Source organism: Terracoccus sp. 273MFTsu3.1 (genome assembly GCF_000383675.1).
Classification (GTDB): domain Bacteria; phylum Actinomycetota; class Actinomycetes; order Actinomycetales; family Dermatophilaceae; genus Terrabacter.
Map to the genome: position 1 here is coordinate 464,354 of NZ_KB911821.1, position 26,374 is coordinate 490,727.

The 26,374-nt window shown below is 71.7% G+C and carries 19 protein-coding genes and 1 tRNA gene; 9 read left to right on the forward strand and 11 right to left on the reverse strand.

Features of this window, described 5'->3' with window-relative positions; translation table 11 throughout:
- Positions 1 to 120 precede the first annotated feature (120 nt).
- The 6 genes from H283_RS0107800 to H283_RS0107825 all read right to left on the reverse strand — a co-directional run bounded on the left by H283_RS0107800 (position 121) and on the right by H283_RS0107825 (position 6,065).
- Complete coding sequence (locus H283_RS0107800; RefSeq protein WP_020142960.1) at positions 121 to 1,098, reverse strand: homoserine kinase; 978 nt, start codon at positions 1,096 to 1,098, stop codon at positions 121 to 123.
- Positions 1,099 to 1,102: 4 nt separating this feature from the next.
- Complete coding sequence (gene thrC / locus H283_RS0107805) at positions 1,103 to 2,197, reverse strand: threonine synthase (protein ID WP_020142961.1); 1,095 nt, start codon at positions 2,195 to 2,197, stop codon at positions 1,103 to 1,105.
- A complete protein-coding gene (locus H283_RS0107810; protein WP_043648849.1) occupies positions 2,197 to 3,501 on the reverse strand; it encodes a homoserine dehydrogenase in 1,305 nt (434 codons plus the stop codon). The genes thrC and H283_RS0107810 overlap by 1 nt, the downstream gene beginning before the upstream one ends.
- 96 nt (positions 3,502 to 3,597) lie before the next feature.
- Positions 3,598 to 5,016, reverse strand: a complete 1,419-nt coding sequence (gene lysA / locus H283_RS0107815) for a diaminopimelate decarboxylase (protein ID WP_020142963.1) — start codon at positions 5,014 to 5,016, stop codon at positions 3,598 to 3,600.
- Between the two features lie 2 nt (positions 5,017 to 5,018).
- Positions 5,019 to 5,813, reverse strand: coding sequence for a DALR anticodon-binding domain-containing protein (locus H283_RS0107820; RefSeq protein ID WP_020142964.1), 795 nt, complete (start codon positions 5,811 to 5,813; stop codon positions 5,019 to 5,021).
- A 180-nt stretch (positions 5,814 to 5,993) separates the two neighbouring features.
- Positions 5,994 to 6,065 (reverse strand) — tRNA-Arg (locus tag H283_RS0107825).
- Positions 6,066 to 6,172: 107 nt separating this feature from the next.
- Between H283_RS0107825 and H283_RS0107830 the strand changes: the two genes are divergently transcribed.
- From H283_RS0107830 to H283_RS0107840, 3 genes are all read left to right on the forward strand, one after another.
- Positions 6,173 to 7,000, forward strand: a complete 828-nt coding sequence (locus H283_RS0107830; protein ID WP_051103561.1) for a class I SAM-dependent methyltransferase — start codon at positions 6,173 to 6,175, stop codon at positions 6,998 to 7,000.
- 37 nt (positions 7,001 to 7,037) lie between these two features.
- Positions 7,038 to 7,763, forward strand: coding sequence for a class I SAM-dependent methyltransferase (locus H283_RS24400; protein ID WP_020142965.1), 726 nt, complete (start codon positions 7,038 to 7,040; stop codon positions 7,761 to 7,763).
- Positions 7,764 to 7,850: 87 nt separating this feature from the next.
- Positions 7,851 to 8,468 carry a hypothetical protein gene (locus H283_RS0107840; protein ID WP_020142966.1) on the forward strand — a complete coding sequence of 206 codons (618 nt, stop codon included), beginning with the start codon at positions 7,851 to 7,853 and terminating at the stop codon, positions 8,466 to 8,468.
- Positions 8,469 to 8,496: 28 nt separating this feature from the next.
- Here the strand turns inward: H283_RS0107840 and H283_RS0107845 are convergent, their stop codons facing one another.
- Both H283_RS0107845 and H283_RS0107850 read right to left on the reverse strand, forming a co-directional pair.
- Positions 8,497 to 9,534, reverse strand: a complete 1,038-nt coding sequence (locus H283_RS0107845; protein ID WP_020142967.1) for a hemolysin family protein — start codon at positions 9,532 to 9,534, stop codon at positions 8,497 to 8,499.
- Positions 9,531 to 10,937 (reverse strand): hemolysin family protein, encoded by a 1,407-nt coding sequence (locus H283_RS0107850; RefSeq protein WP_020142968.1) that lies wholly within the window; start codon positions 10,935 to 10,937, stop codon positions 9,531 to 9,533. Before H283_RS0107850 ends, H283_RS0107845 begins: the two co-directional genes overlap by 4 nt.
- A gap of 247 nt (positions 10,938 to 11,184) precedes the next feature.
- On the opposite strand from H283_RS0107850, the gene H283_RS0107855 reads away from it, so the two are divergent.
- The 5 genes from H283_RS0107855 to H283_RS0107880 all read left to right on the forward strand — a co-directional run bounded on the left by H283_RS0107855 (position 11,185) and on the right by H283_RS0107880 (position 18,380).
- Positions 11,185 to 12,237 carry an ABC transporter ATP-binding protein gene (locus H283_RS0107855; protein WP_156023046.1) on the forward strand — a complete coding sequence of 351 codons (1,053 nt, stop codon included), beginning with the start codon at positions 11,185 to 11,187 and terminating at the stop codon, positions 12,235 to 12,237.
- Positions 12,234 to 13,037, forward strand: a complete 804-nt coding sequence (locus H283_RS0107860) for an ABC transporter permease subunit (RefSeq protein WP_020142970.1) — start codon at positions 12,234 to 12,236, stop codon at positions 13,035 to 13,037. Before H283_RS0107855 ends, H283_RS0107860 begins: the two co-directional genes overlap by 4 nt.
- Positions 13,038 to 13,229: 192 nt before the next feature.
- Positions 13,230 to 17,153: a multifunctional oxoglutarate decarboxylase/oxoglutarate dehydrogenase thiamine pyrophosphate-binding subunit/dihydrolipoyllysine-residue succinyltransferase subunit gene (locus tag H283_RS0107870; protein ID WP_020142972.1), complete on the forward strand. Its 3,924-nt coding sequence runs from the start codon at positions 13,230 to 13,232 to the stop codon at positions 17,151 to 17,153.
- Positions 17,154 to 17,339: 186 nt separating this feature from the next.
- On the forward strand, positions 17,340 to 17,516 hold the full coding sequence (locus H283_RS27605) for a DUF6104 family protein (protein ID WP_020142973.1): 177 nt from the start codon (positions 17,340 to 17,342) through the stop codon (positions 17,514 to 17,516).
- Positions 17,517 to 17,519: 3 nt separating this feature from the next.
- On the forward strand, positions 17,520 to 18,380 hold the full coding sequence (locus H283_RS0107880) for a GDSL-type esterase/lipase family protein (protein ID WP_020142974.1): 861 nt from the start codon (positions 17,520 to 17,522) through the stop codon (positions 18,378 to 18,380).
- On the opposite strand, the gene H283_RS0107885 is transcribed toward H283_RS0107880, so the two are convergent.
- Positions 18,373 to 18,801 carry a hypothetical protein gene (locus H283_RS0107885; protein ID WP_156023047.1) on the reverse strand — a complete coding sequence of 143 codons (429 nt, stop codon included), beginning with the start codon at positions 18,799 to 18,801 and terminating at the stop codon, positions 18,373 to 18,375. The genes H283_RS0107880 and H283_RS0107885 overlap by 8 nt on opposite strands.
- A gap of 343 nt (positions 18,802 to 19,144) precedes the next feature.
- Between H283_RS0107885 and H283_RS0107890 the strand changes: the two genes are divergently transcribed.
- Positions 19,145 to 19,393 carry a WhiB family transcriptional regulator gene (locus H283_RS0107890; RefSeq protein ID WP_020142976.1) on the forward strand — a complete coding sequence of 83 codons (249 nt, stop codon included), beginning with the start codon at positions 19,145 to 19,147 and terminating at the stop codon, positions 19,391 to 19,393.
- Positions 19,394 to 19,514: 121 nt separating this feature from the next.
- Here the strand turns inward: H283_RS0107890 and H283_RS0107895 are convergent, their stop codons facing one another.
- Both H283_RS0107895 and H283_RS0107900 read right to left on the reverse strand, forming a co-directional pair.
- A complete protein-coding gene (locus tag H283_RS0107895; protein ID WP_020142977.1) occupies positions 19,515 to 21,002 on the reverse strand; it encodes a sensor histidine kinase in 1,488 nt (495 codons plus the stop codon).
- Positions 21,003 to 21,193: 191 nt separating this feature from the next.
- Positions 21,194 to 26,368, reverse strand: a complete 5,175-nt coding sequence (locus H283_RS0107900; protein ID WP_020142978.1) for an NAD-glutamate dehydrogenase — start codon at positions 26,366 to 26,368, stop codon at positions 21,194 to 21,196.
- Positions 26,369 to 26,374 lie beyond the last annotated feature (6 nt).

Genomic DNA, 26,374 nt, shown 5'->3' on the forward strand with positions numbered 1-26,374 from the left:
GCCTCAGTGTGGGGGTGATGCACCGGCCTGCGATGTCGCGGCGAGTGGTGCGGGCTCAGGATACCACCCAGGGACCCTCGCACGGGTGAGGAAGGACACGGGTGTCGCGGCTCCCGCGCCTCAGCGAGCGTGGACCGTGGCGCCCCCTGCCGGCACCCCGGGCGTGAGCCGCTCCCACCGGGCGGCGAGGGGTCCGGCCTGCACGCCGCCGGCGGCCTCGGTCGTCGTGAGGACGAGGACGCTCGGACCGGCCCCGGACACGACGGCCGCGTGCCCCTGAGAGCGGAGGAGGTCGACGAGCTCCATCGTGGCCGGATAGGAGGGGCGCCGGGCCTCCTGGTGGAGCCAGTCACGGGTCGCCGCGTGCAGGTGCGAGGGGTCGGCCGTCAGCGCGTGCACGAGCAGGGCGGCGCGTCCGGCACCGGCGGCAGCCGCCGCGAGCGGGACCGTGGCCGGCAGCACGGCGCGCGCCGTCCGCGTCGCGAGCTGCGTCTCGGGGACGAAGACGACGACCTCGACGTCCGGGTGCGGGTCGAGACGGGCGGTGACGGTGCGTTCGCCGCGGTCGAGGCCACTGCCGTCCGGCATCCAGCTCACCGTGAGGCCGCCGTGCACGCTCGCGGACGCGTTGTCGGGGTGCCCCTCGAGCTCGCTCGACAGGTGCGTCGCCAGCCCGAGGTCGACGGGCACGGTGGCACCGGGAGCCGGCCACGCGGCATACCCGGTCCCGTCGAGGCCCCACGAAAGCGCCTGTGCGGCAACGACGCCCGCGACGATGGCGGTCGCCGACGAACCCAGCCCGCGGCTGTGCGGGACACCGTTGGTGGCCACGATGTGCAGGCCCGAGGGCGGCTCGGCCCCGAGGGCCCGCCACGTGTGCTGGATGGTGGCGTGCACGAGGTGACGCCCGTCGGTGGGCACGTCGGCCGCGCCCTCGCCGGTGACCTCGATGGCGAGACCGGCTCGCTCGGAGGTCGTGACGACGTAGTCGTCCCAGAGACCGAGGGCCAGGCCGATGGAGTCGAAGCCGGGACCGAGGTTGGCGCTGCTCGCGGGCACCCGCACGCTGACGGAGCGGCCCGCGGGCACCCGGTTCACGCCGTCAGCCCTCGAGACCGAGGGCCTGGGCCGCCGAGAAGGCGTCGACCGAGACGCGGGTCGGCACGACGTCGCTCCCGTCGGCGGTGCGCAGCGCCCACTGGGGGTCCTTGAGCCCGTGGCCGGTCACCGTGCACACGATGCGCGCCCCGGAGGGCACGAGCCCCGCGGCGTGGCTCGCCAGCAGGCCCGCGACCGACGCGGCCGAGCCGGGCTCGACGAAGACCCCCTCCTGCGACGAGAGGTAGCGATGGGCGTCGAGGATCTGCTCGTCGGTGACGGCCTCGATGCGGCCCCCTGACTCGTCGCGGGCGGCCACGGCCTGCTCCCACGACGCGGGGTTGCCGATGCGGATCGCCGTCGCGATCGTCTCGGGGTGGTCGACCGGGTGGCCGAGGACGATCGGCGCGGCACCGGCAGCCTGGAAGCCCCACATCCTCGGCAGGTGCGTGGCCGGTCCCGCGGGCGCGTCGGTGACCGGCTGGGCGAGGTACTCGCGGTAGCCACGCCAGTACGCCGTGATGTTGCCGGCGTTGCCGACCGGGAGGCAGTGGATGTCGGGGGCGTCGCCGAGCGCGTCGACGACCTCGAAGCTCGCGGTCTTCTGCCCCTCGATGCGTGCGGGGTTGACCGAGTTGACGAGCTCGACCGGGTAGGCCTCGGCGAGCTTGCGCGCCAGGGTCAGGCAGTCGTCGAAGTTGCCGTCGACCTGCAGCAACGTGGCCCCGTGGGCGATCGCCTGGCTCAGCTTGCCCATCGCGATCTTGCCGTCGGGCACGAGGACACCGCACGTCATGCCGGCCTTCGTCGCATAGGCGGCGGCCGACGCGCTCGTGTTGCCCGTGCTCGCACAGATGACGGCCTTGGCGCCCTTGCGCGCGGCGACACTGATCGCCGTCGTCATGCCGCGGTCCTTGAACGAGCCGGTGGGGTTGAGTCCCTCGTACTTCAGGTGGACCTCGGCGCCGACGCGCTCGGAGAGCTTCTCGGCGTGGATGAGTGGCGTGCCACCCTCGTGGAGCGTGACGACGGGCGCACCCTCGAGCATGGGAAGGCGGTCGGCGTACTCGCGGATCACTCCGCGCCACTGGTGGGCCATCACGAACCTTCCACGCGCATGACGGAGTTGACACCACGGACGACGTCGAGCGTGCGCAGTCGCTCGACCGTGGACGAGAGCGCGGCGTCGCTCGCGGTGTGCGTGACGATGATGAGGTTGGCCCGGGCCGCCTCGCCGTCGCCGGCGGGGACGAGCTGCTGGCGCACCGTCTCGATCGACACGTCGTGGTCGGCGAAGGCGGCCGCGACCTGGGCGAGGACACCTGACCGGTCCTCGACGTCGAGGCTGATGTGGTACCTCGTCTGGGCATCGCCCATGGTCAGGACGGGCAGGTCGGCATAGCTCGACTCCCCCGGCCCGAGGCCACCCCCGACGCGGTGGCGAGCGACGGCGACGAGGTCACCGAGGACCGCCGAGGCCGTCGGGTCGCCGCCGGCGCCCTTGCCGTAGAACATCAGCTCACCGGCGGCGTCGGCCTCGACGAAGACGGCGTTGAACGCCTCGCGGACGCCGGCCAGCGGGTGCGAGCGCGGGATCATCGCCGGGTGCACGCGGACGCTGACGCCCTTGTCGGTGTGCTCGCAGATCGCGAGGAGCTTGACGACGGAGTCCATCTCGCGCGCCGCAGCGACGTCGGCCGCCGAGACCTCGGTGATGCCCTCGCGGTAGACGTCCGTGCCCGAGACCCGGGTGTGGAAGGCGAGTGAGGCGAGGATGGCGGCCTTGGCGGCGGCGTCGAAACCCTCGACGTCGGCGGTCGGGTCGGCCTCGGCGTAGCCGAGGGCCTGGGCCTGCTCGACGGCGTCGGCGAAGCCGGCCCCGGTCGTGTCCATCTTGTCGAGGACGTAGTTCGTCGTGCCGTTGACGATGCCGAGCACCTTGCGCACCTCGTCACCGGCGAGCGACTCGCGCAGCGGGCGCAGCAGCGGGATCGCCCCGGCGACGGCGGCCTCGTAGTAGAGGTCGACACCGTGGCGGGCCGCGGCGTCGTAGAGGGCGGGACCGTCCTCGGCGAGGAGGGCCTTGTTGGCCGTGACGACCGAGGCGCCGTGCTCCATCGCGCGCAGGATGAGCGAGCGAGCCGGCTCGATGCCGCCGATGACCTCGACGACGACGTCGGCCCGGGTCACGAGCTCCTCGGCGTCGGTCGTGACGAGGGCGGGGTCGACCCCGAGGGCGCCGCGGTCCCGGCCCGCGCGGCGCACGGCGATGCCGACGATCTCGAGCGGGGCGCCGACCCGTGCGGCCATGTCGTCCGCGTGCTCGGTGAGCAGGCGCGCGACGGCTCCGCCCACGACGCCGGCCCCGAGCAGGGCGACGCGCAACGGCTGGGTGTCACTCACGGCGCTGTCCACGGTGCGAATCCTGCCGCCTGTCCGGGTGCTGGACGGTCATTGTTTCGCGATCCGGACATCCGTGGCGCAGGATCTGCAGATCCATCAGACGTCGAGGGCGAGCAGGTCGTCGATGGTCTCGCGCCGCACGATGACGCGGGCGACCCCGTCGCGGACCGCGACGACGGGCGGGCGCGGCGTGTGGTTGTACTGGCTCGACAGCGAGCGGCAGTAGGCGCCGGTGCCGGGGACGGCGATGAGGTCACCCGCGCCGATGTCGGCGGGGAGGAACTCGTCCTTGACGACGATGTCGCCGCTCTCGCAGTGCCTGCCGACGACGCGGGCGAGCACGGGAGGAGCCGTCGAGGCCCGGCTCGCGAGCGTGCACGAGTAGTTGGCGTCGTAGAGCGCGGTGCGGACGTTGTCGCTCATGCCGCCGTCGACGGAGACGTAGACGCGCTCCGCTCCCCCGTCGAGGTCGACCGGCTTGACCGTGCCGACCTCGTAGAGCGTGAACGTCGTCGGGCCTGCGATGGCGCGTCCCGGCTCGACCGAGATGCGTGGCACGGCCACCTCCTCGGCACGGCACTCGCGCTCGATGATCTCGGCCATGCCGGCGGCGAGGTTCTTGGGCGGCAGCGGGTCGTGCTCGGTCGTGTAGGCGATGCCGAAGCCCCCGCCGAGGTCGAGCTCCGGCAGCTCGACGCCGAGCTCGCGCGCGATGCGGGTGTGCAGCCCGACGATGCGTCTGGCCGACACCTCGAAGCCGGCGGTGTCGAAGATCTGCGAGCCGATGTGGCTGTGCAGACCGAGGAGGCGCAGCGACTCGGGCCGGTCGAGGATGCGGCGCGCGGCCTCGAAGGCGTGTCCGCCGGACAGCGACAGCCCGAACTTCTGGTCCTCGTGGGCCGTCGCGATGAACTCGTGCGTGTGCGCCTCGACCCCGACCGTGACGCGGATGAGGACCGGTGCGACGACGCCGAGCTCAGTGGCGACCGCGGCGACGCGCTCGATCTCGTCGAAGGAGTCGATGACGATGCGGCTCACGCCGTACTCGAGGGCGTCTCGGATCTCGCCGACGCTCTTGTTGTTGCCGTGCAGGCCGATCCGGTCGCCGGGCACGCCGGCCCGCTTGGCCACCGCCAGCTCGCCGCCGGTGCAGACGTCCAGGTGCAGGCCCTCGTCGTGGATCCACCGCGCCACCTCGGTGCAGAGGAAGGCCTTACCGGCGTAGAACACGTCAGCGCCGCCGGACAACCCGTCGAACACCTCGGCATACGTTCTCTTGAAGTCCCTTGCGCGCGAACGGAAGTCGTCCTCGTCGATGATGTATGCCGGGGTGCCGAACTCACGCGCCAGCTCGGTGACGCTCACGCCTCCGACCGTGAGGACGCCATCGGCGCCCCGACCGACCGAGGTCGCCCAGAGGGACGGGACGAGGGCGTTGACGTCGACGGGGGTCTGGAGCCACGCGGGGCCGCGATAGCCCTCAGCGTGCAGCGCTCCTGCTTCGTGTGCGCGCATGACTACATCCTCTCGGGGGCTGCCGCGCCCAGGCGGGCGAGTCCATTGCGCAAGACGATGCGGACGGCGTCGGCGAGGAGCAGCCGAGCCCCGTGGACGGACTGCGGGTGCGCCCCGACGACCGTCGGTCGCACCGGATGGTCCCAGGCGTCGGCGAGCGCCGCGAGGTCGGTCACGGCCCGACGTTGCTGGGCCTCGTCGCCGACGTGGGTCGCGAGGCGTTGCGGAAGGTCCGCGAGGGCCACGAGCAGGTGGCGTTCGGCCACGTGGGTCAGCTCGCCGAGCCGGCTCGACGGACGCCGGTCGACCCCCGCGGCCTCCGCGTTGCGGATGATGCGGCACAGCCGGGCGTGCGCGAGCTGGGCGCAGCGGACGGGGTCGTCGACGGCCCGGGAACCGGGCGTCTCGACGAGGTCGCGCCGACCCTCACCCGCGGCCAGGGCGTAGTGGTCCTGGTCCTCGATGACGAGAGGGACGATCGCCGAGCGCGCGGAGTCCTCCAGGGTGAGGGCGATGAGGCCGCTGGGCGCCACCTCCACGGCCGCGACCGGCTTCTGGCGCGTCAGTCCCACGGCGAGCACGCGCGCCAGGTCGCGGGGCTCGAGGTCGATCTGCGGGGCCCACCGCTGGGCGACCGGCGTGACCCAGTCGGCGACGACGCCGGCGACGCGGGTGTCCGTGGGACGGAAGAGCGGGCCGGCGGGTGGGCCCGCCTGCGCCTCGTCGGGCAGCTCCCCGGTCCGGGCCGCCTGCGCGGCGACCTCCTCGAGGAGGGCGCGCAGCTGCTCCGGCGTCATGCGGCCGAGTCTACGAGCCCGACCGGCGCGCCCTCGGGCGCCCGGGGCGACCCGCGACGCCCGGGCACCCCGGCAGCACTCCTCGTTCCTCGGAGGACACCTCCACGAGGCTGCCGGGCACACGGAAGGGCCCAGTCGTGGACCCCGCATCGCGTCGGTCCACGGCTGGGCCCTGAAGTGTGCCCCCGGCAGGATTCGAACCTGCGCTCCCGCCTCCGGAGGGCGGTGCTCTATCCCCTGAGCTACGGGGGCGGCACGCACTTTCGTGCGCCCGGTGAGATTAGCAGCAGACGGCGGTGGACGCGGAATGCACCCCCGCGTCGGGCGCCCGGACGCCCCGCCGCTACGACGATGACCGGGTGACGAGGCACGACGACATCGACTGGGGCGCCCCCGAGGTGGCTGCCCACTACGACGAGCTGCCGCTCTGGTCGGCGCCGTTCGGGCTCATGCTGCTCGACCGGGTCCCGCTGCGCCGGGGCCAGGTCGTCGTCGACGTCGGCGCGGGCACCGGCTTCGTCACCGTCGAGCTCGCGCAGCGGTGCGGGCCCGAGTCGCGCGTGACGGCCGTCGACCCGTGGGCGGCGGCCATGGACCGCCTCGCCGCGAAGGTGGCCTTCCTCGGGCTGACGAACGTCGACCTCGTCGTGGCCCCCGCCGAGCACCTCCCGCTGGCGGACGCGTCCGTCGACCTCGTCGTCTCCAACCTCGGCATCAACAACCTCGACGACCCACCGGCCGTGCTCCGGGAGTGCGCGCTCTTGCTGCGCCCCGGCGGCCGGCTCGTGACGACGACGAACCTCGTCGGTCACATGGAGCAGGTGTACGCCGCCTACCGCACCGCGCTGTCCGAGCTCGGTCTCGACGAGCACCGGCCCGCCCTCGACGCGCAGGAGCAGCACCGCGCGACGGTCGCCTCGGTCACCGACCAGCTGACGGGTGCCGGTCTGGAGGTCGTCGACGTCGCGACCGACGCCTTCCGGATGCGCTTCGCCGACGGGCGTGCACTGCTCGGCCACTGGTTCGTCCGTCTCGGCTTCGTGCCGGGCTGGCGGTCCGTCGTCCCCGCGCCGGATGCCGACCGTGTCCTCGCGCTCGTCGCGGCCCGGCTCGACGCCGTCGCGGCCGAGCAGGGTGCGCTCGAGCTCACCGTCCCGATGGCGTGCGTGACGGCCGTCCGTCGATAGCGCCCCGCCCGGCGTCCGGGTCGGCCAGACTGCGTCGATGCAGCCCACGATCCGCCGCCTCGCCCGGGACGCCGCGCGGCACCGCGCCGTCGGCCTCGCCCTCGGCGCCGTCAACCAGCCGTACTGGGCCGCGCGGTGCTACGGCGGCACCGACAAGACGTCGCACGGCTACCTGCCCCTCTACGCCCGCTACGTCGGACCGATCCGGATGCGACGCAACGTCGTGGTCGAGATCGGCGTGGGCAACTACGAGTCGCCGGTGCCCGGGGGCTCGCTCAAGCTGTGGCGCGACTACTTCCCGCGCTCGGTCGTCGCCGGGGTCGACATCTCGCACAAGGTGGTCGAGCTCGGCCCTCGCGTGAAGTTCTTCCAGGCCGACCAGTCGTCGGGCGAGGACCTCGCGGGCGTCGTCGAAGCCCTGGGCGGTCGGCTCGACGTCGTCGTCGACGACGGTTCGCACGTCGGCGAGCACCAGTGGGCGAGCTTCCAGGCGCTCTTCCCCGCGCTGGCCCCGGGAGGCTGGTACGTCCTCGAGGACCTCTCGACGAGCTACTGGCCGGACTTTCGCGGCATGATCCCGGCCGACTCCACGACGGCCGTCGGTCTGCTCGGGGCGCTCGTCAGCGACTGCCAGGTCGACGACCCGATCTACGTCGACCACCCCGACTGGGGACCGCGGCCTCACACCCTCGTCGGCACAGACGTGGCAGAGGTGCACGTGCACCCCGGAATCGCGTTCATCCGCAAGGCCGCCCGGTCCTGACCACCGCCCGAAGAACGTCGCGCGAAGACGTATGCGTGGGTCCGTGCGGGCGCGCCACAGCCGTCCGGCCCGTGCCACGATGAGGTCGTGCTCATCTCCAAGCCCGTCGCCGAGGCCATCCGTGCCGGCACGGTGACGCAGGCCTTCCGCCGGTGGGACGCCCCGAGGGTCAGGGTCGGCGGCCTGCAGCTCACCCCGGCCGGCCTCGTCCGCTTCGACGCCGTCAGCCGGGTGCGGGACCCGGAGAAGCTCACCGAGCGGGACGCGCGCACGGCCGGCGTCAAGGACCTCGCCACCCTGCAGCGGTTCCTCGCCCCGAGGGAGCGCAAGCCCTCACCTCGAGGCGGCAAGGGAGGTGACACCGTCTACCGCATCCGGCTCAGCTGGGCCGGCGAGGACCCGCGGATCGCCTTGCGCGAGAGCCTGCCCGACGACGACTCGCTGAGCGACATCGCGACTCGACTCCGACGGCTCGACGCGCGGCCGAGCGGTCCGTGGACCCGCGAGATCCTCGAGTGGATCCGCGACAACCCGCACGTCGTCTCGAAGGAGCTGGCGGCCCTGCGCGGCGTCGAGCTGCTCCCGATGAAGGTCGACATCCGCAAGCTCAAGGCCCTCGGGCTCACGATCAGCCACGACGTCGGCTACGAGCTCTCACCGCGCGGGACGGCATACCTCGAGTGGCTCGAGCGGCAGCCCGGCTGACCGCGATGGGCACGACCCCGACGGCTGGTCAGCGCTGGGTCGTGTCGGTGACCTCGCCGACGAGCTCCTCGAGGACGTCCTCGAGGAAGACGACGCCCGTCACCGCGGCGTCGTCGTCGATGACGCGTGCGAGGTGCGCGCCCGTCAGCTGCATCGTGGCGAGCACGTCCTCGATGTCGTCGTCCTCGCGCACGGTGGCCAGGCGGCGGACGCGCTTGGGCGGGATCGGCTGCTCGTGACGCTCGTCGTCGGCGTAGAGGATGTCCTTGAGGTGGAGGTAGCCGGCGATCTCGCCCGCGGCGTCGCGGACCGGGTAGCGCGAGAAGCCCTGCTTGGCGACGAGCCGCTCGATGTCGGCGGGCGTCGCGCCCAGCTCGACGGTCGTCAGCGACCGCACGTCGACCGCCACCTCCCGGGCGCGCTTGTCCGAGAACTCGAGCGTCTTGGCGACCAGCCCGTGCCGCTCCTCCTCGATGAGGCCCTCCCGGCGGGACTCCCCGACGATGTGCGCCACCTCCTCGACGGTGAAGGCCGACGTGATCTCGTCCTTGGGCTCGACGCCGAAGAGGCGGACCAGCGCCTTCGCGATCGCCTCCATGGCGTGGATGATCGGGCGCAGCGCGCTGGCGATGAAGAAGAGCGCCGGCACGAGGACGAGGGCGGCCCGGTCGGGCCCCGCGATGGCGAGGTTCTTCGGGATCATCTCGCCCACGACGACGTGGAGGTAGGACACGATGAGCAGCGCGAGCGCGAGGGCCACGCCGCTCGCCCAGGCGTCGGAGAGGCCCCAGCCGTGGAAGATCGGCTCGAGCAGGTGGTGCAGCGCCGCCTCGGCCAGCGCACCGAGGCCGACCGAGCACACGGTGATGCCGAGCTGGGCGGTCGCGAGCATCGACCCGAGCCGCTCGAGCGCGAGCAGGCACGACTGGGCGCGCTTGCTGCCCGCGTCGGCCAGCGGCTCGAGCGTGGATCGTCGCACGGCCATGGCGGCGAACTCGGCGCCGACGAAGAAGGCGTTGCCGAGCAGGAGGAGGACCGAGACGAGGTAGACCCAGGCGCCGCTCACGATCCATCCCCCGTCTCGCGCGCTGACGGCATACGACCGGCCCGGTCCGGGTGGCCGGACGCCGCGGACGCGTCACGCCCGTCCTCGCCGTCGCCCGGGGGCAGTGACTCCGGGTCGGGCACGAAGCGCAGGCGGTCGACGCGGCGCCCCTCCATCCCGACGACGTTGATGCGCCAGCCGGGCAGCCGGACGACGTCACCGACCACGGGCACCCGGCCGAGGCTCGTCATGACGAAGCCGCCCATCGTCTCGTAGGTCGACCCGTCAGGGACCTCTGCGTCGAAGGCGTCGCGCACCTCGTCCGGGCGCCACAGACCGGGCACGGTCCACGACCCGTCGATGAGCTCGCGGCCACCCTGCCGGCTGCGGTCGTGCTCGTCGGAGACCTCGCCGACGATCTCCTCGACGACGTCCTCGAGCGTGACGATGCCCGAGGTGCCGCCGTACTCGTCGACGACGACGGCCATCTGGAAGCCGCCCTCGCGCAGCTCGCGCAGGAGTGGGTCGAGCCGGATCGTCTCGGGGACGACGAGGCGGTCGGACATCAGGGCCGAGACGGGCACGTCCTTGCGCCGCTCGTGCGGCACGGCCATCGCCTTCTTGACGTGGACGACCCCGTCGATGTCGTCCCAGTCCTCGCCGAGAACCGGGAAGCGCGAGTGCCCGGTGCGCCGCGAGAGTCGCAGCACGTCGTCGGCGGACTCCTCACGGTGGATGCCGGTGCACCGCACGCGCGGCGTCATGACGTCGTCGGCCGTGCGCTCGCCGAAACCGAGCGAGCGTGTCAGCATCCGCGCGGTCGTGACGTCGAGGGTGCCGGCCTCGGCGGAGCGCTGCACGAGGCTCGCGAGCTCCTGCGGCGTGCGCGCGCCCGACAGCTCCTCCTGCGGCTCGATCCCGAGCGCGCGGAGGAACGCGTTGGCCGATCCGTTGAGCACGATGATGAGCGGCTTGGCGATGACGGCGAAGACGCGCACGGGCAGCGCCACGACCTTGGCCGTCGCGAGCGGCGCGGAGATGCCGAGGAACTGCGGCAGCAGCTCACCGAAGACCATCGAGAAGATCGTGGCCAGCAGGAGGGCGAGGGCGCTCGAGACGGCCTCCACCGCTCCGGCGCCGAGACCGAGGGCCTCGAGAGGGCCGGCGACGAGGACCCCGATCGAGGGCTGCGCGAGGTAGCCGACGACGAGGGTGGTGATCGTGATGCCGACCTGGGCCGCCGACAGCTGGGTCGAGAGCTGCTTGAGCGACTGGAGCACGACACGGGCCCGCGAGTCACCCTCGTCGATGGCCCGCTGGACCGTGGGCCGGTCGAGGGCCACGAGCGAGAACTCGGCCGCGACGAAGAGCGCGGTGCCGGCCGTGAGCAGCACGGCGCCGAGGACGAGGAGCCACTCGGTCACGGCCGGGCCACCCGTCCGGGGGTGCGTGCGGTGACGGGAGGGGTGACCTGGCTGGTGGCGGGGGTGGCCGGACCCTGGTCGCGGGGGGAGGTCATGGTGCGCACAACTATAGGGAGGCGCACCGGCCCGCGGCGGCGCGGACCGCTCGCCCCGACCTCCGTGTGGACGGGGTATGCGGTGTGGTTGAGTTGGGCGCATCACGGCGGGGGCCGTGGCGCCCGCGTGGGCCGACGGAGGGAGCACGGTGGTGCACGGACGACCGGAGTTCACCGGGCGCATCGAGGTGCGCGGGCTGACGAAGCGGTTCGGCTCCTTCACCGCCGTCGACCACCTCGACTTCGATGTCGAGCCCGGACGCGTGACCGGCTTCCTCGGACCCAACGGCAGCGGCAAGACGACGACCCTGCGCATGCTGCTCGGGCTCGTCCGGGCCACCGACGGCACGGCGACGATCGACGGCCACCGCTACGCCGAGATCCCCAACCCGCTCACCGTCGTCGGCTCCGCCCTCGAGGCGACGAACTTCCACCCCGGTCGCACGGGGCGCAACCACCTGCGCGTGCAGGCGGCGGTCGCCGGTGTCCCGGACTCCCGCGTCGACGAGCTGCTCGAGCTCGTGGGCATCCCGGCCGCTGCCCGCAAGCGCGCCGGCGGCTACTCCATGGGCATGCGTCAGCGTCTCGGGCTCGCCGGCGCCCTGCTCGGCGACCCGCGCGTCATCATCCTCGACGAGCCGGCCAACGGCCTCGACCCCGAGGGCATCCGTTGGCTGCGCGGCTTCCTGCGGCACCTCGCCGACGAGGGTCGCACGCTGCTCATCTCGAGCCACATGCTCTCCGAGGTCGAGCAGACCGTCGACGACGTCGTCATCATCGCCAACGGGAAGCGGGTCGCCCAGGGCACGGTCGCCGAGCTGCGCGGCGAGCCGACGGCATACGTCCGCACGTCCGACCCCGACCGACTGTCCGAGGCGCTGCGCGGTCGCGGCCTCACGGTCACGCCGAGCGGGCGGGGTCTGCGCGTCACCACCGAGGACCTCGCCGTCGTCGGGGACGTGGCCCACGCCAGCGACGTCGCGATCCACGAGCTGCGCAGCGAGCAGACCCACCTCGAGGAGCTCTTCTTCAACCTCACCGAGAGCGACGAGCACCGCAACCGCAACCTGGGGCTCGACGCGCCGTCAGAGGGCAGCGTGCCCGTCGACCTCCCGCCACCGAGCGGGCCCCCGATCGACCCCGCCCTGCTCGCCGAGCCCGCTCCGGTGGCAGGTCCGGCGGACCGCGAAGGAGACGCGCGATGACCGCTGCGGTGCGGGCCGAGCTCCGCAAGCTCTTCACGACCCGTCTCTGGTGGGGCATGGCCATCGCCGTGTTCGTCAGCGGCGCCGCCTTCGCCGTCCTCTTCGCCTTCGTGTTCACGAGCGACGCCCTGCGCGGGCCGCAGGCTGCGGCGGCTCCCACCACCGACGTCGCCATCGCCAAGGCGGTCTTCACGGGGGGCCTGCAGGTCGGCTACCTCCTGACGTTGTCGATCGGCGTGCTCACCATCGGTTCGGAGTACCGCCACCAGACCATCACCGCGACCTTCCTGGCCATCCCGCGGCGCGGTCGCGTCATGGCGGCCAAGGTCATCTCGCTGCTTGCGATCGGCGTCCTCTACGGCCTGCTGTCCCTCGCGGGCGCCGTCGGCGCGGGCACCCTCGTGCTGACGTCCAAGGGTGTCGCCCCCTTCGCCGACCCGGCGATCTGGCGCACCCTCGCGCTCTCCCTCCTCGTGCTCGGCCTCTGGGCCCTCATCGGTCTCGGCGCCGGCATCCTCATCCCCAACCAGGTCGCCGCGCTGCTCATCTCCGTCGCCGTGGCGTGGATCGTCGAACCGGTGCTGGGGCTCGTGCTCGCCCTGACCGACTGGGGCAAGAGCATCTCCCCCTACCTGCCGAGCCGCGCCACGAGCGCGATGCTCGAGTCGACGAGCAGCGGCTTCGACGGCCAACCGGTCTCCCAGCTCTCCTGGTGGGCGGGGGCCCTCGTGCTCATGGCGTATGCCGCCGTGCTGGCCGGTCTCGGCACGTGGCGGACGCTGCGCGCCGACATCAGCTGACGCGGGCTTCCAGCGGGCACCGGCGATACCCGACGGTGCCGCCGAGGGCCAGCCCTGCGGACGTGAGGAACGCCTCGTCGATGGTCGGGCTCGACATCCGAGCCCCCGTCCGGTATCGGAGCATTCGGGTCTAGGCTTGACCCCTGTATAGGCAAAGACGCACCCGAGCCAAACGAAAGAGGCGCATTCGCCGTGTCCGATCAGTCCACGTCCGGTGACCCGATTGCAGCATTCGGGCCGAACGAATGGCTCGTCGACGAGCTCTACCAGCAGTTCCTGACCGACAAGACGTCGGTCGACAAGGCCTGGTGGGGGTTCTTCGAGGACTACCGGCCGGGTGAGGCCGACACGAGCGCGGCCCCGGGCCGCACGGCGACCGCGACCAAGCAGCAGACGACGCACACGCCGACCGGCGGCTCGGCCACCGGGTCCACCAACGGGTCGGCCAACGGTGCCCCCGCGAAGGCCCCGTCGACCGCTGCGCAGAGCCCCGCCCCCACGCCGCCTGCGGCGACCCGGCCGAAGGTGGCGCCCGCGCCGCCTGCCCAGGCCCCCGCCGCACCGGCGGCGAAGGCCGCCCCGAAGGCCGAGCCCAGGACCGAGCCCAAGACCGAGCCCAAGGCGGCACCCAAGGACGAGCCCGCCGCCGAGACCCCCAAGCCGCGCGACATCCCCGCGGTCAAGGGCACCGGCCCGGTCAACGACGACCGGGTGACCCCGCTGCGCGGCGCGTCCTCCCGCGTCGTGGCCAACATGGAGGTCTCGCTCACCGTCCCGACCGCGACGAGCGTGCGCGCCGTCCCGGCCAAGCTGCTCATCGACAACCGTGTCGTCATCAACAACCACCTCGCCCGCTCGCGCGGCGGCAAGGTGAGCTTCACCCACATCATCGGCTACGCCATGGTCAAGGCTCTGGCGCTCATGCCCGAGATGAACAACGGCTTCACCGAGAAGGACGGCAAGCCCGCCCTCGTCGTGCCGGCCCACGTCAACTTCGGCCTGGCCATCGACCTCCAGAAGGACGACGGCAGCCGCACGCTCGTCGTGCCCTCGATCAAGTCGGCCGAGGAGATGGACTTCGTCCACTTCTGGACCGCCTACGAGGACATCGTCCGCAAGGCCCGCGCCAACAAGCTGACCGTCGAGGACTTCCAGGGCACGACGATCTCGTTGACCAACCCGGGCGGCATCGGCACGGTGCACTCGGTCCCGCGCCTCATGAAGGGCCAGGGCGCCATCATCGGCGTCGGCGCCCTCGACTACCCCGCCGAGTGGCAGGGCGCGAGCACCGAGACCCTCAACCGCAACGCCGTGAGCAAGATCCTCACGCTCACCTCGACGTACGACCACCGCATCATCCAGGGCGCGCAGTCCGGCGACTACCTGCGGATCATGCATCAGCTGCTCCTCGGCGACAACCAGTTCTACGACGAGATCTTCGAGTCGCTGCGCATCCCCTACGAGCCGATCCGCTGGATCCAGGACGTCGACTCCTCGCACGACGACGACATCAACAAGGTCGCCCGCGTCCAGGAGCTCATCCACGCCTACCGCGTGCGCGGCCACCTCATGGCCGACACCGACCCGCTCGAGTACAAGCAGCGCCGCCACCACGACCTCGACGTCACGACGCACGGCCTGAGCCTCTGGGACCTCGACCGCACCTTCGCGACCGGCGGCTTCGGCGGCTACCCGTTCCTCAAGCTCCGCAAGATCCTCGGCATCCTGCGTGACTCGTACTGCCGCACCGTCGGCATCGAGTACATGCACATCCAGGACCCCGAGCAGCGCAAGTGGATCCAGAACAAGGTCGAGCGGCCCTACGAGAAGGCCAACCGCGACGAGCAGATGCGGATCATGCGCCGCCTCAACGCCGCCGAGGCCTTCGAGACGTTCCTCCAGACGAAGTTCGTCGGGCAGAAGCGCTTCTCGCTCGAGGGCGGCGAGTCCGTCATCGCGCTCCTCGACCGCATCCTGTGCCGGGCCGCGAGCGAGAACCTCGACGAGGTCTGCATCGGCATGCCGCACCGTGGCCGTCTCAACGTGCTGGCCAACATCGCCGGCAAGTCCTACGGCCAGATCTTCCGCGAGTTCGAGGGCACCCAGGACCCCAAGTCGGTCCAGGGCTCGGGCGACGTGAAGTACCACCTCGGTACCGAGGGCGAGTTCGTCTCCGAGGACGGCAGCAAGACCAAGGTCTACCTCGCCGCCAACCCGAGCCACCTCGAGGCCGTCAACCCCGTGCTCGAGGGCATCGTCCGGGCCAAGCAGGACCGGCTCAACCTCGCCGGCGAGTCGTTCACCGTGCTGCCCGTGCTCATGCACGGCGACGCCGCGTTCGCCGGCCAGGGCGTCGTGGCCGAGACGCTCAACCTCTCGCAGCTGCGCGGCTACCGCACGGGCGGCACGATCCACGTCGTCATCAACAACCAGGTCGGGTTCACGACCTCGCCGAGCAGCTCGCGCTCGTCGGTCTACTCGACCGACGTCGCCCGCATGATCCAGGCACCGATCTTCCACGTGAACGGCGACGACCCCGAGGCCTGCGTGCGCGTGGCCGAGCTGGCCTACGAGTTCCGCCAGGAGTTCAACAAGGACGTCGTCATCGACATGGTGTGCTACCGCCGCCGCGGTCACAACGAGGGCGACGACCCGTCGATGACCCAGCCGCTGATGTACAACCTCATCGAGGCCAAGCGCTCGGTCCGCAAGCTCTACACGGAGTCGCTCATCGGTCGCGGCGACATCAGCGTCGAGGACGCCGAGGCCGCGTTGCGCGACTACCAGCAGCAGCTCGAGCGCGTCTTCGTCGAGACCCGCGAGGCGAAGAAGGCCCAGGCCGCCACCCCGGCCCCGCCGACCGACCGCGACTCCGACGCCCCCGACAACGCCGGCCTCGAGCGCCCCACGGCGCAGGTCCAGGACGACGAGGCGCCGGTGCGCTCCGCGACCGAGACCGGAGTCGAGGCGAGCGAGCTCGTCCACATCGGGGAGACCTTCGCGAGCCCGCCCGAGGGCTTCACGATCCACCCGAAGCTCAAGCAGCTCATGGACAAGCGCGCCCAGATGGTCCACGAGGGTGGCATCGACTGGCCGATGGCCGAGCTGCTCGCCTTCGGCACGCTCCTCAAGGAGGGCACCCCGATCCGGCTCGCCGGTCAGGACAGCCGCCGCGGCACGTTCGTGCAGCGCCACGCGGTGCTCATCGACAAGAACAACGCGGAGGAGTGGACCCCGCTGCTCTACCTCGGCGAGGGCCAGGCCCGCTTCTGGGTCTACGACTCGCTGCTGTCCGAGTACGCCGCGATGGGCTTCGAGTACGGCTACTCCGTCGAGCGCCCCGACGCGCTCGTGCTGTGGGAGGCGCAGTTCGGCGACTTCGGCAACGGCGCGCAGACGATCGTCGACGAGTTCATCTCCAGCTCCGAGCAGAAGTGGGGTCAGCGCAGCTCGGTCGTGCTGCTCCTGCCGCACGGCTACGAGGGCCAGGGTCCCGACCACAGCTCGGCGCGCATCGAGCGCTACCTCCAGCTCTGCGCCGAGAACAACATGACGGTCGCCTACCCCTCGACCGCTGCGAGCTACTTCCACCTCCTGCGTCGACAGGCCTACGCCCGCCCGCGCACGCCGCTCGTCGTCTTCACCCCGAAGTCGATGCTGCGCAGCAAGGCGGCGGCCAGCTCGGTCGAGGCCTTCACGCAGGGTGGCTTCCAGCCGGTGCTGGCCGACCACGAGGGCGTCACGAAGGACGTCACGCGGGTGCTCTTCGCCAGCGGCAAGATCGTCCACGAGCTCGACGCCGAGCGCGAGAAGCGCGGCGACACCTCGACGGCCGTCATCCGCGTCGAGCAGCTCTACCCCATCCCCGAGAAGGAGATGATCGACGCCGCCTCGAAGTACCCCGGCGCCGAACTCGTGTGGGTGCAGGACGAACCGCGCAACCAGGGTGCGTGGCCGCTCATGGCGCAGTGGCTGCACGAGGACCTCTGCGACCTCGGCGAGACCCGTCCGTGGCGCGTCGTGGCCCGCAAGGCCGCGGCCTCCCCGGCCACCGGCTCGTCGAAGAAGCACGCGGCCGAGCAGGCCGAGCTCATGGAGCGCGCGTTCGGGCGCTGAGCCGCACCCGCCGGCCCGGGCACACCCGAGCACCCGAGGGACCCCGCCACGACGGCGGGGTCCCTCGCTGCGTCACCGACGTGACGGCATACGCAAGCGGGCCCGGTCCCCTGGCACGTGGGCCGATGTGCCCGGTCCTCGGCCCGCCTCCGCCAGCCCCACCCCCGCACGCGATAACCTCCCCACGTGTACTTCACCGACAGGGGCATCGAGGAGCTCGCGGCGCGCCGCGGCGAGGACGAGGTCACCATCGAGTGGCTCGCCGAGCAGCTGCGCACGTTCGTCGACCTCAACCCCGAGTTCGAGGTGCCGGTCGAGCGACTCGCGACATGGCTCGCCCGGCTGGACGACGACGAGGACTGAGCAGTGAGCGACCGCAGCGACAGGGCCCAGACGCACGGCGAGGCACCGAGGGAGCCCTACGGCGTGGGCCCGGCCTACCCCTCGTCTCACACGCAGTTCACGACCGACGCCCCGGGGCGGTATGCCGCCGCGTCGGCTCCCGCCTCCACCTCCGAGCCCGCTGCCTCCAGCTCGCCTGCCGCACCCGCGGCGTCCCAGCAGCCCCCGGCCGACGTGGCCCCGACGGAGGACCCCTACTACGCCCCGAGCGCCGAGTTCACCGTCGCCGAGGGCATCCGCGACGTCGGCATGGTGTTCGTCGGCGCCTCGATGACGGCCGGCTACGGCGACCCCAAGGGTCTGGGCTGGGTCGGACGTGTCGTGGCCCGCACACAGCACCCCGACCTCGACCTGACGGCCTACAACCTCGGCGTCCGCGGCAACACCTCGGGCGACGTCGTCACCCGTTGGGGCGCCGAGTGCCACCCGCGCTGGAAGGGCCGCGCAGAGCGCCGTCTCGTGCTCAACGTGGGCACCAACGACGTGCTGTCGGGCATGACGATGGCCCGCTCGAGGCTCAACCTCGCCAACGTTCTCGACGAGGCGACCAACGCCGGCATCGGCGTCTTCGTCGTCGGCCTGACCCCGACGCTCGACGACGAGATGAACCGCAAGATCGAGGCGCTCGCCGAGGCCCAGGCCGACGTGTGCTCACGTCGCGGCATCACCTACGTCGACTGCTACCGCCCGCTCGCGACGCACGACCAGTGGATGGCCGACCTCGCAGCCAGCCCCGACCGTGCCCACCCCGGGCAGGCCGGCTACGGCCTCATCGCCTGGCTCGTGCTCCACAACGGGTGGAACGACTGGCTCTCGCTCAGCTGACGACGTCCGTGTCGCGCTCGCCGTCCGGGCTGCCGTCGGCCCGGCGCCCGGGAGCCGACACGGCGGCCACGATGCTCGCCAGCGCGACGAGCCCGACGGCCAGGGCCACCGGAGTTCGGTCCGACTCGTGGAGCGACCACGCGACCGGCAACAGGAGGGCGTTCCAGAGCACCGTGGGCGTGCGCGGCCAGTCGGCGGCGCGGGCCCAGCCCCGCGCGAGCGCGAGCAGCCCCAGCCCGAAGACGAGGATGAGTGCTCCCGAGGTCGCCGCCCGCGTGACGTCGTCTGTGGCGCCCGTCACCATCTCGTAGACGTAGAAGCCGGCGAAGCCGAGGACGGTGAGCGCCTCGAGGAGCGTGAGCAGCCCTGCGGCGCGGTGGGATCCGCGCACCTCGCGGCTCGGAGTGGTCGATTCGGTCACCTCGACAGACTAGCGATCCGGCGGATCCGGACCGTCCGGGCGGGTCCCGGGCCCCACGGACGGGCCGGAGGTCTGGAACTGGGAGCCGTCTGCCGATAGACTCAATCCTTGGTGTGATCCGCGCCCAGGCGTTGAACACGGACATGGTTGCTGGTCACACTGGATCATGGCCCTCAACGCGTACGGAACAACTTCGTGCGCGTTTCCGTTGGTCAGGGGGTCATCCCCCGCATGACGACACCATGACTTGGCTCCGACAACGACGCTGGCGCCCCGAGCACATGCACCGCGACCGATACCCGGCGTCGGTGCGAACCGAGATACATGAAGGAGCACGATCCACATGGATTGGCGCGACCGCGCTGCCTGCCTGGAGGCCGATCCGGAGCTGTTCTTCCCCATCGGGAACACCGGCCCGGCCATCCTGCAGATCGAGGAGGCGAAGGCTGTGTGCCGGACCTGTCCGGTCATGGACACCTGCCTCAAGTGGGCCCTCGAGACCGGCCAGGATGCCGGCGTCTGGGGCGGCCTCTCCGAGGACGAGCGCCGCGCCCTGAAGCGCCGCAACGCGCGGGCCCGCCGCGCCGGCTGAGCCGCGCACGACCATCGTCGTCGAGCCCGGTGACCCTGTCAGGTCGCCGGGCTTTTGGCTGCCCGTGCATGCCGTCCGTTGACGACCGGGGGTGCCCCTGGCCCTGAAGGTGAAGAGCCCCTCAGGTGATGGGGCGCAGGCTCGCGGTGAACCGGGCACGGGTGCCGTGCGGCACCACGGGCTCCCACGTGATGCGGCCCTGGAGGTCGCTGACGAGCGACTGGACGATCTGGGTCCCGAGACCCGAGCCGGGCCGGCGTGCCGGGTCGATCCCCTTGCCGTCGTCCTCGACCGAGACGACGACCATCTGCTGGCCGCGCTCGTCGGCCTGACGGTCGATGAAGATGCGCACCTCTCCCCCGGCGTCGCCGAGGCCGTGCTCGATGGCGTTCTGCACGAGCTCGCTCATGATCATGGCGAGCGACGTCGCGTCCTCGGCGCGCAGGCGCCCGAAGGACCCCTCCGTGACGGTGTGGACCGGCGCACCGTTCGCCGAGACCTCGACGACGGCGTTGAGCCCGCGTTGGGCGATGGTGTCGAACTCGACCGTCTCGTCGAAGCCCTGGCTCAGCTGGTCGTGCACCATGGCGATGGTCCCGACCCGGCGCTCGGCCTCGGCGAGCGCGATCTTGGCCTCGCCGTCCGGGAGCCGGCGCGACTGGAGGCGGAGCAGCGCGGCCACGGACTGGAGGTTGTTCTTGACGCGGTGGTGGATCTCGCGGATCGTCGCGTCCTTCGTCATGAGCTCGCGCTCGCGGCGGCGCAGCTCGCCGACGTCGCGCATGAGCACGATGGCACCGAACCGCTGCCCAGCCTCGGTGAGAGGGATCGCCCGCATCGAGACGGTCGTGCCACCTGCCACGACCTCGGTGCGCCAGGGCTGACGTCCCGTCACGACGAGCGGCAGCCCCTCGTCGACGGGATAGGACTCGCGGACGTTGTCGGTGACGATCTGGGCCAGGCTCGCCCCGACCACCTCGCCGAGGTGCCCGAGCCGGTGCAGGGCGGACACGGCATTCGGGCTCGCGTAGGTGACGATGCCGTCGACGTCGAGTCGGATGACGCCGTCGCCGACCCGGGGTGCGCCGCGCCGCAGGCCCGTCGGCGCACCGCTGTGCGGGAACTCTCCCCCGGTGACCATCCGGCACAGGGCGTCGGCCGTGGCGAGGTAGGTCAGCTCGAGGCGGCTCGGCGTGCGGGTCGTCCAGAGGTTCGTGTGACGGGTCAGGACGGCGACGACGTGGCCACCCCGGACGACGGGGATGTACTCCTCGCGCACCGACTGGTCGGCGCCGTGCTCGTGCGGGACGACGACCTGGCGCACGCGCAGGATGCGCTGCTCGGCCGCGGCCTCGTCGAGCAGGTCGCGGGTGCGGCCGGGATCGGCGATGCGGCCCACCTGGTCGTCGACGAAGACGAGCTGGCCCGTCGTCGGGCGCACGTGGGCCACGGCCTCCCAACGGTCGCTGATCGAGCGGACCCAGAGCACGAGGTCGGCGAACGAGAGGTCCGCGACGAGCTGCCAGTCGCCGACGAGCAGCTGCAGCCACTCGACGTCGTGGTCGGGCAGGTTCGTCCGCCCGCGCAGGAGCTCGCTCAGGGTTGCCACGTCCCGAGCCTAGTGAGCCACGGCAGCCACGCGTCCGGTGGCCTCACGCACCCCCTCGAGTGAGCGCCCCGTCCCACTCGAGTGAGCGCCCCGTCCCACTCGAGTGAGCGCCCCGTCCCTCCTGCCTCGTGACAGGTGGGACGACGCGCTCACTCGTGTGTGGTCAAGCGCTCACTCGACGAAGGGGGGCGTCAGCTGCGGGACTCGGCGGCGACTCGGGCCGCAGCGGCACGGGCCGCCTGCTTCGTCGCGGTCTTTGTGGCGGTCTTCGTGGCCGGGGCCTTCTTCGAGGCCGCGGTCTTCGCGTCCGCCGTCTTGGTGGCGGGCTGCTTGACCTCGGACTTCGAGGCCGCGCTGGGCGCCTTCTTCGCGGCGGGCGCCTTCTTCGCAGGTGCCTTCGTGGCGGTCCCCTTGGTGGCGGACGCCTTCTTCGCCGGAGCCGCACCCGATGGCGCCTCGGCCCCCACCGGAGCGGGCTGGCCGGACGACGCCGGCTTCGTCACGGTGCGCAGCGTGCGCAGGGCGACCGAGAGGGCGGCGATGCCGGCGTGGCTCATCCGCTCGATCCCGCCGAGGGCGGCCCGGGCCCGACCGAGCGCGTCGGCGTTGAGCTCGGACCACTCGGCGAGTCGGGCCGCGGCGTCGTGACGCGGGTTGCTCACCTCGAGCACCGACCGGGTCAGGCTCTCGAGGACGGCGTAGAGGTCGTCGCGCAGCGCGCCGCGGGCCATGGCGTCCCAGCGGTCGTCGCGCGGCAGCATCGTGACCCGCGTCAGCATCGCGTCGATGGAGAACGTCTCGGAGGTCAGGAAGTAGACCCCGACGACGTCGTCGAGCTTCTCGCCCGTGTCCTCGGCGATCTCGATGCAGTCGAGCAGCGAGTAGAGGTCGAGCAGCGACGCCGCGACGAGCGCGAGCTCCTCGGGCACGCCCTTGCCCTCGAGCTCGCGGGCCCGCCGCTGCAGGCGGGTGCGCTCACTGCCCTGGAGCAGCTCGGCGATGCGGCCGGAGAAGGCCTCGATGCCGGGGCGGAAGCGCGCCACCTCGGCCGCGATGTCGAGCGTCGCGGGACGCGAGGTGAGGAACCAGCGCACCGAGCGGTCGATGAGTCGACGGAACTCGAGGTAGAGCGCGGTCTGTGCCGCCGTGCTCACGACGTTGTCGGTGGCCTCGACGCGCCGCACGAAACCGGCGAGGTCGAACACCTCACGGCAGACGACGTACGCGCGGGCGACCTGCTCCGGCGTGGCCCCGGTCTCTTCCCCCGCCCGGTAGGCGAAGGTGATGCCGCCCCGGTTGACCATCGAGTTCGCCACCGCGTTGGTGATGATCTCGCGGCGCAGCGGGTGCGCGGCGATCTCGTCGGCGTGCTTGCCGCGCAACGGCTTCGGGAAGTACTCGGCGAGGGTCGACTCGAACCACGGGTCGTCGGGCAGCGACGTCGTGATGAGCTGGTTCTTGAGGTAGAGCTTCGCGTAGGCGACGAGCACCGAGAACTCCGGCGATGCGAGGCCCAGTCCGTCCTTCTGGCGGCGCGCGATCTCGGCGTCGCTCGGGAGGAACTCGAGCGATCGGTCGAGGTCGCCGTTCGCCTCGAGGAACTGGATGAGGCGCTCGTGCACGCCGAGCATCGCGTGCTGCTGTGCGCGCGCGTTGCCGAGCAGGACGTTCTGCTCGTAGTTGTCGCGCAGCACCTGCTCGGCGACCTCGTCGGTCATCGAGGCGAGGAGCGTGTTGCGACGCTTGGTCGTCAGCTCGCCGGAGCGGGTCAGCTCGGTGAGCAGGATCTTGATGTTGACCTCGTGGTCGGAGGTGTCGACACCGGCACTGTTGTCGATGGCGTCGGTGTTGATCCGGACACCCGCCAGCGCGGCCTCGATGCGCCCGAGCTGGCTCGCCCCGAGGTTGCCGCCCTCGCCGACGACCTTGCAGCGAAGGTCGCTGCCGTTGACACGGATGGCGTCGTTGGCCCGGTCACCGATCTCGGAGTTGGTCTCGGCCGCCGCCTTGACGTAGGTGCCGATGCCGCCGTTCCACAGCAGGTCGACCGGCGCGAGGAGGATCGCCTTCATGAGGTCGGCAGGCGTCATCGACTTCGTGCCGGAGCGCAGACCCAGTGCCGCGACCATCTGCGGGCTCACCGGCACGGACTTGGCCGAACGCGGGAAGATGCCGCCGCCCTTGCTGATGAGCTTCTCGTCGTAGTCGGCCCACGACGAGCCGGGCAGGTCGAACATCCGCCGGCGCTCGGCATACGACGTCGCTGCGTCCGGGTCGGGGTCGACGAAGATGTGCCGGTGGTCGAAGGCCGCGAGAAGCCGGATGTGCTCCGAGAGCAGCATCCCGTTGCCGAAGACGTCGCCGCTCATGTCGCCGACGCCGACGACGGTGAACTCCTGGGTCTGGGTGTCGACGCCGAGCTCGCGGAAGTGGCGCTTGACCGACTCCCACGCGCCGCGCGCCGTGATGCCCATGCCCTTGTGGTCGTAGCCGGCAGAGCCGCCCGACGCGAAGGCGTCGTCGAGCCAGAAGCCGTAGTCGGCGGAGATGCCGTTGGCGATGTCGGAGAACTTGGCGGTGCCCTTGTCGGCGGCGACGACGAGGTAGGTGTCGTCCTCGTCGTGGCGCACGACCCGGTGCGGCGGCACGGCGGCACCCGAGACGAGATTGTCGGTGAGGTCGAGCAGCCCGGAGATGAAGAGCTTGTAGGACGCGATGCCCTCGTCCATCCACGCGGCGCGGTCGACGGCGGGGTCGGGCAGCTGCTTGGCGTAGAAGCCACCCTTGCTGCCGGTCGGCACGATGACGGCGTTCTTGACCATCTGCGCCTTGACGAGCCCGAGGACCTCGGTGCGGAAGTCCTCGCGCCGGTCGGACCAGCGCAGCCCGCCGCGCGCGACCTTGCCGAAGCGCAGGTGCACGCCCTCGACCCGGGGGCTGTAGACCCAGATCTCGAACATCGGCCGCGGGGCCGGCAGGTCGGGGACCTTCTTGGGGTTGAGCTTGAGCGAGACGTACGACTTGTCGCGGCCGTTCTCGTCGGGCTGGTAGAAGTTCGTGCGCAGGCTGGCCTGGATGACCCCCAGCAGGGCACGCACGATGCGGTCGTGGTCGAGGCTCGCGACGTCGTCGAGCGCCTCCTTGATGCGCGTGACGACCTGCTTCTGCCGCGCCGCCCGCTTGTCGTGGCCGGCCTCGGTCTCGGGGAAGGCGTCGGGATCGAAGCGCGCCTCGAAGAGCTCGACGAGGCTGCGGGCGATCCCGGTGTTGGCGGCGAGCGCCGACTCGACGTAGTCCTGCGAGAAGGTCGAGCCGGTCTGGCGGAGGTACTTCGCCACGGTGCGCAGGATGACGACCTGACGCCAGGTGAGACCCGCGGCGAGCACGAGTGCGTTGAAGCCGTCGGACTCGGCCCGGCCGTCCCAGACGGCCCGGAAGGCCTCCTCGAAGCGCTCGCGGACGTCGGCCGAGAGCGCAGCGTCGCCGGACCCCCACGTGCGGGCGTCGGCGCACAGGCCGAAGTCGAAGATGTGCAGCGTGCGGCCGTCGGGTCCGGGCACCTCGTAGGGGCGCTCGTCGGTCACCTCGACGCCGAGGTGGGTGAAGAGGGGCAGCACCTGCGTCAGCGACAGGTCGGCGCGGCGGTAGAGCTTGAAGCGCCGCTCGCGCGGGTCGTCGGACGCCGGGTCGTCGTAGAGGTGCAGGCCGGTCGTGCGGTCACCGTCGCCGAGCGCGTCGATGCGGTCGAGGTCCTCGACCGCCGTCTCGACGTCGAAGTCCTCCTTGTACGCCTCGGGCAGGGCCTTGGCGTACGCCGCCATCGTGCGGGCCGCGCCCTCGAGACCGCGGGCCTGACCGAGCGCCTCGGAGAGGTCCTCGTCCCAGGTGCGGGTCGCGTCGATGACGCGCTTCTCGAGCTCCGCCTCGTCGATGTCGGGGATGTCGGTGCCTGCCGGCATGCGTACGACGAAGTGGAGGCGCGCGAGCGTCGACTCGCTGACCCGCGTCGTGTTGTCGATGTTCTCGCCGCCGAAGGCCTCGAGCAGGATCGCCTCGATGCGCAGGCGGACCGTCGTGTTGTAGCGGTCGCGCGGGAGGTAGACGAGGCACGAGACGAAACGGCCGAACTCGTCGCGCCGCAGGAAGAGCTTGGTCTTGCGGCGCTCCTGCAGGTGCAGGACGCTCGTCGCGATCTCGGCCAGCTGTGCGGAGCTCGTCTGGAAGAGCTCGTCGCGCGGGTAGGTCTCGAGGATCTGGAGGATGTCCTTGCCGGAGTGGCTGTCGGCGCTGAGCCCGGTGAGGCGCAGCACCTCCTGCGCCCGCACGTCGATGAGCGGGATGTCGTGGATCGTGTCGTTGTAGGCGGCCGAGGCGTAGAGGCCGAGGAAGCGCTGCTCGCCGACGCACTCGCCGCGGGCGTCGAAGCGCTTGACCGAGATGTAGTCGAGGTAGACGTCGCGGTGGACCGTCGCGCGTGAGTTGGCCTTGGTGATGATGAGGATGGTGGAGTCGCGAGCGGCGCGGCTGGCGGCCGGCGTCAGCACGAGTCCCTTTCCGGCAGAAGGCCGGTCGTAGCGCAGCAGCCCGAGACCCGTGCCGGGCACCTGGCGCGAGACGTCCTTGCCGTTCTCGTGCGAGAGGGAGTACTCGCGGTAGCCGAGGAAGGTGAAGTTGTTGTGGGCGAGCCACTCGAGGAAGCGGCTCGCCTCGCGCGCCTGGTGCGGGTCGGTGCCGGGTGGCGTCGCCGAGCGGAGCTCGCTCGCGAGGGTCAGCGCGTGGGCGCGCATCTTGGGCCAGTCCTCGACGGAGTCACGGACGTTCTCGAGGACGTGCCGCAGCCGGGCCTCGACGTCGGGCAGGGCGTCGGCCGGCAGGCGGTCGATCTCGAGGTGCATCCACGACTCGCGCACGAGCCCGAGGGAGCTGGACTGCACGGTCGTCGAGCCGTCGGTGATCACCGACTTGAGCTCACCGGTGATGGTGCGCGAGACGGTCATCTGCGGGTGCACGATGAGGTGGACACCGCGGTCGAAACCGCCGAGCGCGGCCACGACGGAGTCGACGAGGAACGGCATGTCGTCGACGACGATCTGCACGACCGAGTGTCCCGTGGACCAGCCCTCGTCGTCGGCGGTCGGGTTGAAGGCGCGCACGTTGAACGTGCCGACCGGGCGCTCCTGGGCGAAGGCGCGGTGCTCGCTGGCGATGGTCGCGAGCTCGCGAGCCGGGCGCGCGAGCAGGTCCTCGGTCGCGACGAGGCGGTAGTACGCGAGGAGGAACTCCTCGAGGTCGCGGGACGCGGTGCCGCCGGATCGGCCTCGACCCCGTCGAGGGGGAGGCGCCACGGCCGCGGCAGCGGCCTTCATGACGTC